This window comes from Variovorax sp. 20P10.2.4 (genome assembly GCF_058244205.1).
On sequence record NZ_JBZAYE010000409.1, the window covers coordinates 1 to 6,767 of the forward strand.

General features: G+C 68.5%; 6 protein-coding genes. All 6 read left to right on the top strand.

The window, feature by feature from the left end; genetic code table 11:
• The coding region (locus tag AC27VN_RS28590) for an isoaspartyl peptidase/L-asparaginase family protein (RefSeq protein WP_490878722.1) at positions 1-564 on the top strand (564 nt) is incomplete at its 5' end.
• 26 nt (positions 565-590) lie between these two features.
• Positions 591-2,492, top strand: coding sequence for a dipeptide ABC transporter ATP-binding protein (locus AC27VN_RS28595; protein ID WP_296800583.1), 1,902 nt, complete (start codon positions 591-593; stop codon positions 2,490-2,492).
• A gap of 91 nt (positions 2,493-2,583) precedes the next feature.
• A complete protein-coding gene (gene gsiB, locus AC27VN_RS28600; RefSeq protein ID WP_057591101.1) occupies positions 2,584-4,137 on the top strand; it encodes a glutathione ABC transporter substrate-binding protein GsiB in 1,554 nt (517 codons plus the stop codon).
• Between the two features lie 81 nt (positions 4,138-4,218).
• On the top strand, positions 4,219-5,139 hold the full coding sequence (gsiC, locus tag AC27VN_RS28605) for a glutathione ABC transporter permease GsiC (RefSeq protein ID WP_261205959.1): 921 nt from the start codon (positions 4,219-4,221) through the stop codon (positions 5,137-5,139).
• Between the two features lie 10 nt (positions 5,140-5,149).
• On the top strand, positions 5,150-6,079 hold the full coding sequence (gsiD, locus tag AC27VN_RS28610; RefSeq protein WP_490878723.1) for a glutathione ABC transporter permease GsiD: 930 nt from the start codon (positions 5,150-5,152) through the stop codon (positions 6,077-6,079).
• Positions 6,076-6,767 (top strand): P1 family peptidase (locus AC27VN_RS28615; RefSeq protein WP_490878724.1); only part of this gene is annotated, 692 nt, incomplete at its 3' end. The genes gsiD and AC27VN_RS28615, both read left to right, overlap by 4 nt.

Consider the following 6,767-nt stretch of genomic DNA (forward strand, 5'->3'; position numbering starts at 1 on the left):
CGCGGGCTCGAGATGGTCGAGCCCTCGTACTTCTCGACCGAGGCGCGCCGCCAGCAGCTGCACCGCGTGCGCGACACCGGCCGCGTGGTGGTCGACCACGAGGGCGCGGCCATGGCGTCGCTCGCGCATGCCCCGCTCGACGAGGACCGCAAGTTCGGCACCGTCGGCGCGGTCGCGCTCGACATGCACGGCCACCTGGCCGCCGCCACCTCCACCGGCGGCATGACCAACAAGCGCGTGGGCCGCGTCGGCGATTCGCCGCTGATCGGCGCCGGCACCTATGCCGACGACGCCACCGCCGCGGTCTCGTGCACTGGCAGCGGCGAGATGTTCATCCGCATCGCCGCCGCGCACGACCTCTGCGCGCGCATGGCCTACGCCGGCGCCACGCTCGAAGCCGCCGCCTACACGGTGGTGATGAAATCGCTCTCGGCCATCGGCGGCACCGGCGGCCTGATCGCCGTCGACCGCCACGGCAACCTCGCGCTGCCCTTCAACACCGAGGGCATGTACCGCGCCCATGCGCGCGGCCGCGAGACCCCGAAGACGGCGATCTTCGCCTGACGCCACCGCTTCCTTTCCCGACTGCCATGTCCGCTGCGACCTCCCCCTCCCCTCTGCCCAACCTGCCCCATCTCCCTGAGGGCCGAGTGCTCGCGGTCGACGACCTCAGCGTGCGCTTCACCACCTCGGAGCGCACGGTCGATGCGGTCAAGAAGCTGTCCTTCCACGTCGACCACGGCGAGACGCTCGCGGTGGTGGGCGAATCGGGCTCGGGCAAGTCCGTGACCTCGCTCGCGCTGATGCGCCTGGTGGAGCACGGCGGCGGCCGCATCCTCGACGGCCGCATGGCGTTTCGCCGCCGCAACGGCGAGGTGCTCGACCTGGCCCAGGCGCGCGACCACACGATGCGCGGCATCCGCGGCGCCGACATCGCGATGATCTTCCAGGAGCCGATGACCTCGCTGAACCCGGTGTTCACCGCGGGCGACCAGATCGCCGAGGCCATCCGCATCCACCAGGGCAAGAGCAACGCGGCCGCGCGCGCCGAGGCGCTGCGCATGCTCGAGCTGGTGCGCATCCCCGAGGCGCGCAACGTGCTCGACCGCTTCCCGCACCAGCTTTCGGGCGGCATGCGCCAGCGCGTGATGATCGCGATGGCGCTGTCGTGCAAGCCGCAGCTGCTGATCGCCGACGAGCCGACCACCGCGCTCGACGTGACGATCCAGGCCCAGATCCTCCAGCTCATCCGCGAGCTGCAGCAGGAGATGCGCATGGGCGTGCTGTTCATCACGCACGACATGGGCGTGGTGGCCGAGATCGCCGACCGCGTGCTCGTGATGTACCGCGGCGACAAGGTCGAGGCGGGCCCGTCGGACACCGTGTTCGGCGCGCCGCAACACCCCTACACCCGTGCGCTGCTGTCGGCCGTGCCCAAGCTCGGCGCCATGCAGGGCACCGAGCTGCCGGCCAAGTTCGAACTGCTGCGCACCGAGACCGGTGCGCAGACCGTGCCCTGCACCCACACAGAGCCGCACGACACGGTGCGCGCCGAGGCCGGCCCGATCCTGCGCGTGCGTGAACTGGTCACGCGCTTCGACGTGCGCAGCGGCGTCTTCGGCCGCGTGAAGCGGCGCGTGCACGCGGTCGAGAAGATCAGCTTCGACCTCTACCCCGGCGAGACGCTGGCGCTGGTCGGCGAATCGGGCTGCGGCAAGTCGACCACCGGCCGCTCGCTGCTGCGCCTGGTCGAGAGCCAGAGCGGCGCGATCGAGTTCGGCGGCCAGAACATCCGCGAGCTGCCCACGCGCGAGCTGCAGGCACTGCGCCGCAACATCCAGTTCATCTTCCAGGACCCCTTCGCCTCGCTCGATCCGCGCGTGACGGTGGGCTTCTCGATCATGGAGCCGCTGCTGATCCACGGCATCGCCAAGGGCGCCGAGGCGCAGCAGCGCGTCGACTGGCTGCTGCAGAAGGTGGGCCTGCCGCCCGAGGCGGCGCAGCGCTATCCGCACGAGTTCTCGGGCGGCCAGCGCCAGCGCATCGCGATCGCGCGCGCTCTGGCGCTCAACCCCAAGGTGGTGGTGGCCGACGAATCGGTGTCGGCGCTCGACGTCTCGATCCAGGCCCAGATCGTCAACCTGATGCTCGACCTGCAGCGCGAGCTCGGCGTGGCCTTCCTGTTCATCTCGCACGACATGGCGGTGGTGGAGCGCATCAGCCACCGCGTGGCCGTGATGTACCTCGGGCAGATCGTGGAGATCGGCCCACGCCGCGCGGTGTTCGAGGCGCCGCAGCATGCCTACACGCGCAAGCTGATGGCGGCGGTGCCGGTGGCCGATCCCTCGCGCCGCCACAAGCAGCGCGCGCTGCTCGAGGGCGAGATCCCGAGCCCGATCCGCGCCGTGGGCGACGAGCCCGAGGTGCCGCCGCTGGTGCAGGTGGCGCCCGGCCATTTCGTGGCGCGGCATGCCATCGGCGGCGCTTTCTGACGCCCTTGAGTTTTTCCTTCGTTTTTCCGTCGCAGGGCCCCCTGCTTTTTTGTTCCTCCCTCTCTCTCACGAATCGACTGGAGTTCTTCCCATGAAGCCATCCTCTTCCTCCCTGCGATGGGCCTCTGCGCTGCTGGGCCTGGCCGCGCTCGCCGCCTCGGGCTCGGCCCTGGCCGCCAAAGACGTGGTGCTCGCCATCGGCTACCAGCCCGAAACGCTGGACCCGTACAACACCAACACGACGATCACCACGGCCGTGACCAAGACCTTCTATGAAGGCCTGTTCCAGTTCGACAAGGACCTGAAGGTGCAGAACGTGCTGGCCGAGGGCTACGAGGTCTCGAAGGACGGCCTGGTCTACACCATCAAGCTGCGCAGCGGCGTCAAGTTCCACGACGGCACCGACTTCAACGCCGAGGCCGTGAAGTTCACGCTCGAGCGCGTGCTGAACCAGGACAACAAGCTGCTGCGCTACAACCAGTTCAACCGCGTGGGCAAGGTCGAGGCGCTGAACCCGACCACCGTGCGCATCACGCTGAAGGAGCCCTTCGGCCCCTTCATCAACTCGCTGGCCCATGCCTCGGCCGCGATGATCTCGCCGACCGCGCTCAAGAAGTGGGGCAACAAGGACATCGCCTTCCACCCCGTGGGCACCGGCCCCTTCGAGTTCGTGGAATGGAAGCAGACCGAGGCGGTCAAGGCGAAGAAGTTCGACGGCTACTGGAAGAAGGGCTTCCCGAAGGTCGACACCGTGCAGTGGAAGCCGGTGCTCGAGAACAACACGCGCGCCGCGATGATGCAGACCGGCGAGGCCGACTTCGCGTTCCCGATCCCCTACGAGCAGGCCGAGCTGCTGAAGAAGAGCGACAAGCTCGAGGTCGTGGCCTCGCCCTCGATCATCACGCGCTTCCTGGCCTTCAACATGCTGCAGAAGCCCTACGACAACCAGAAGGTGCGCGAGGCCATCGGCTACGCCATCAACAAGGAAGCGCTGGCCAAGGTGGCCTTCGGCGGCTATGCGATTCCCGCGCAGGGCGTGATGCCCCAGGGCGTGAAGTACGCCGAGAAGATGGCGCCCGTGCCCTACGACGTGAAGAAGGCCAAGGAACTGCTGGCCGAGGCCGGCTACCCGAACGGCTTCGAGTCGGTGCTGTGGAGCGCCTACAACAACACGACCAGCCAGAAGACCATCCAGTTCGTGCAGCAGCAGCTCGCGCAGGTCGGCATCAAGCTGCAGGTGCAGGCGCTCGAAGTGGGCCAGCGCACCGAGCAGGTCGATGCCTGGCCCGATCCCAAGACCGCCAAGGTTCGCCTGTACTACACCGGCTGGTCCTCGTCGACCGGCGAGGCCGACTGGGGCCTGCGGCCGCTGTTCGCCTCCGAGTCGTGGGCGCCGAAGCTCAACAACATGTCGTTCTACAAGAGCGAGGTGGTCGACAACGCGCTGGCCAAGGCGCTGGTGTCGGTGGATGAGGCCGAGAAGGCCGCGCTCTACAAGACCGCGCAGGAACAGATCCGCAAGGACCTGCCGCGCCTGCCGCTGGTGACGGAGCAGAACCTGTCGGCGCACTCGAAGCGCCTGACGGGCGTGTTCGTGATGCCCGACGCCAACATCAACATCGACGCGATGTCGGTGGCGAACTGATCGCGGGTCTCTCCGTTTCCTGACTGACCGTGCGATGGCCGGCGGCACCCCGCCGCCGGCCGTTCGCGGCCCCTGCTCCCCATGCTGAACTACTTCCTCAAACGACTGTTGGGCCTGATCCCCACGCTGCTCATCGTGGCGGTGCTGGTGTTCCTGTTCGTCCACATGCTGCCCGGCGACCCGGCGCGCCTTGCCGCCGGCCAGGAGGCCGACGAGCAGACCGTGGCCATGGTCCGCGCGGAGCTCGGACTCGACAAGCCGCTGCCGCAGCAGTTCGCGAACTTCTTCACCCACATGCTGCAGGGCGACTTCGGCACCTCGATCCGCACGCGGCGGCCGGTGTCGACCGAGATCGCCGAGCGCTTCTTCCCGACGGTGATGCTGACCGTCACCAGCATGGTGTGGGCCGTGATCTTCGGCATGGGCATCGGCATCGTCTCGGCCGTGTACCGCAACCAATGGCCCGACCGCATCGGCATGACGCTGGCGGTGTCGGGCATCTCCTTTCCCGCATTTGCATTGGGCATGCTGCTGATGCAGATCTTCTCGGTGCAACTCGGCTGGCTGCCCACCGTGGGCGCGGCCACCTGGAAACACTACATCCTGCCCTCGATCACGCTGGGCGCGGCCGTGGCGGCCGTGATGGCCCGCTTCACGCGCGCCTCGTTCGTCGAGGTGATCCAGGAGGACTTCGTGCGCACCGCGCGCGCCAAGGGCGTGCGCGAGCGCAGCGTGATCATCAAGCACTGCCTGCGCAATGCGCTGATCCCGGTGGTCACGATGATGGGCCTGCAGTTCGGCTTCCTGCTCGGCGGCTCGATCCTGGTCGAGGCGGTGTTCAACTGGCCCGGCCTCGGCCGCCTGCTGGTCGACGCGGTGCAGATGCGCGACTACCCGGTGATCCAGACGCTGGTGCTGCTGTTCTCGCTCGAGTTCATCCTGATCAATCTCGTGGTCGATGTGCTGTACGGCTTCATCAACCCGACCATCCGCTACAAGTGAGGCCGCCGCCATGACCCAAGCCACCGGCGTGCCTGCCGAATCCACCCTTCCCGCCGCCACGCCAGTGACGACGCCCCAGACCGCGGGCAAGGTCCGCACACCGTGGGGCGAATGCTGGCGCCGCTTCAAGAAGCAGCCCGTGGGCATCGTCGCCGCCCTGTTCGTGCTGCTGCTGGTGTTCGTCGCCGTGTTCGCGCCCTGGATCGTGCCCTTCGATCCCGAGAACTACTTCGACTACGACATGCTCAACAGCGGGCCCTCGGCCACGCACTGGTTCGGCGTCGACCCGCTGGGCCGCGACATCTTCAGCCGCATCCTCGCGGGCGCGCGCATCTCGCTGATGGCGGGCTTCCTGTCGGTGCTGGTCGGCGGCTTCGTCGGCACCGCCTTCGGCCTGCTCGCGGGCTACTACGAGGGCTGGTGGGACCGCATCGTGATGCGCATCTCGGACGTACTGTTCGCCTTCCCCGGCATCCTGCTGGCGCTGGGCGTGGTCGCGATCCTCGGCAGCAGCATGACCAACGTGGTGGTGGCGGTGTCGGTGTTCAGCGTGCCGGCCTTCGCGCGGCTGGTGCGCGGCAACACGCTGGTGCTCAAGCAGCAGACCTACATCGAGGCCGAGCGCAGCATCGGCGCCTCGGACTGGACCATCGTCGTGCGCCACATCCTGCCGGGCACGATCTCCTCGATCGTGGTGTATTTCTCCATGCGCGTGGGTACCTCGATCATCACCGCGGCCAGCCTGTCCTTCCTCGGCATGGGCGCGCAGCCGCCCACGCCCGAATGGGGCGCGATGCTCAGCGAGGCACGCGCCGACATGGTGACCTCGCCGCACGTGGCGCTGTTCCCCAGCCTCGCGATCTTCTTCACCGTGCTGGCCTTCAACCTGCTGGGCGACGCCCTGCGCGACGCGCTCGATCCGAAGATCGACCGGCAATGAGCGCAAGCGCCCTGCCCCGCATCGGCGGCCTGCGCCCGGGTCCGCGCGACGCGATCAGCGACGTCGCCGGCGTGACGGTGGGCCACCGCACGCTCGCCGAGGGCCCGGTGCAGACCGGCGTGACCGTGATCCGCCCGCATGCCGGCGACCCGTTCCGCGACAAGGTGCCGGCGGCCGCCGTGGTGCTCAACGGCTTCGGCAAGAGCATCGGGCTCGTGCAGCTCGAGGAGCTCGGCGTGCTCGAGACGCCCATCGCGCTGACCAACACCTTCTCGGTCGGCACCATGGCCGGCGCGCAGATCCGCGACTGCATCGCGCACAACCCCGAGACCGGGCGCTCGCTGCCGACGGTGAATCCGCTGGTGTTCGAGTGCAACGACGGTTTTCTCAACGACATCCAGCGGCTGGCCGTGGGCGAGGCGGATTACCGCCTGGCACTGGCCGATGCGGGCGCGGATTTCGCGCAGGGTTCGGTGGGCGCGGGGCGCGGCATGTCGAGCTTCCAGCTCAAGGGCGGCATCGGCAGTGCCTCGCGGCTCGTGCCGGTGGGCGAGGCTTCGCACACGGTGGGCACGCTCGTGCTCGCGAACTATGGGCGGCAGCCCGAGCTGCGGCTGGCGGGGCATGCGGTGGGCGCCCGTCTTGCCGCGCTCGTGGCCGAACGGGCCGTGGCGCAGGAGCCCGAGAA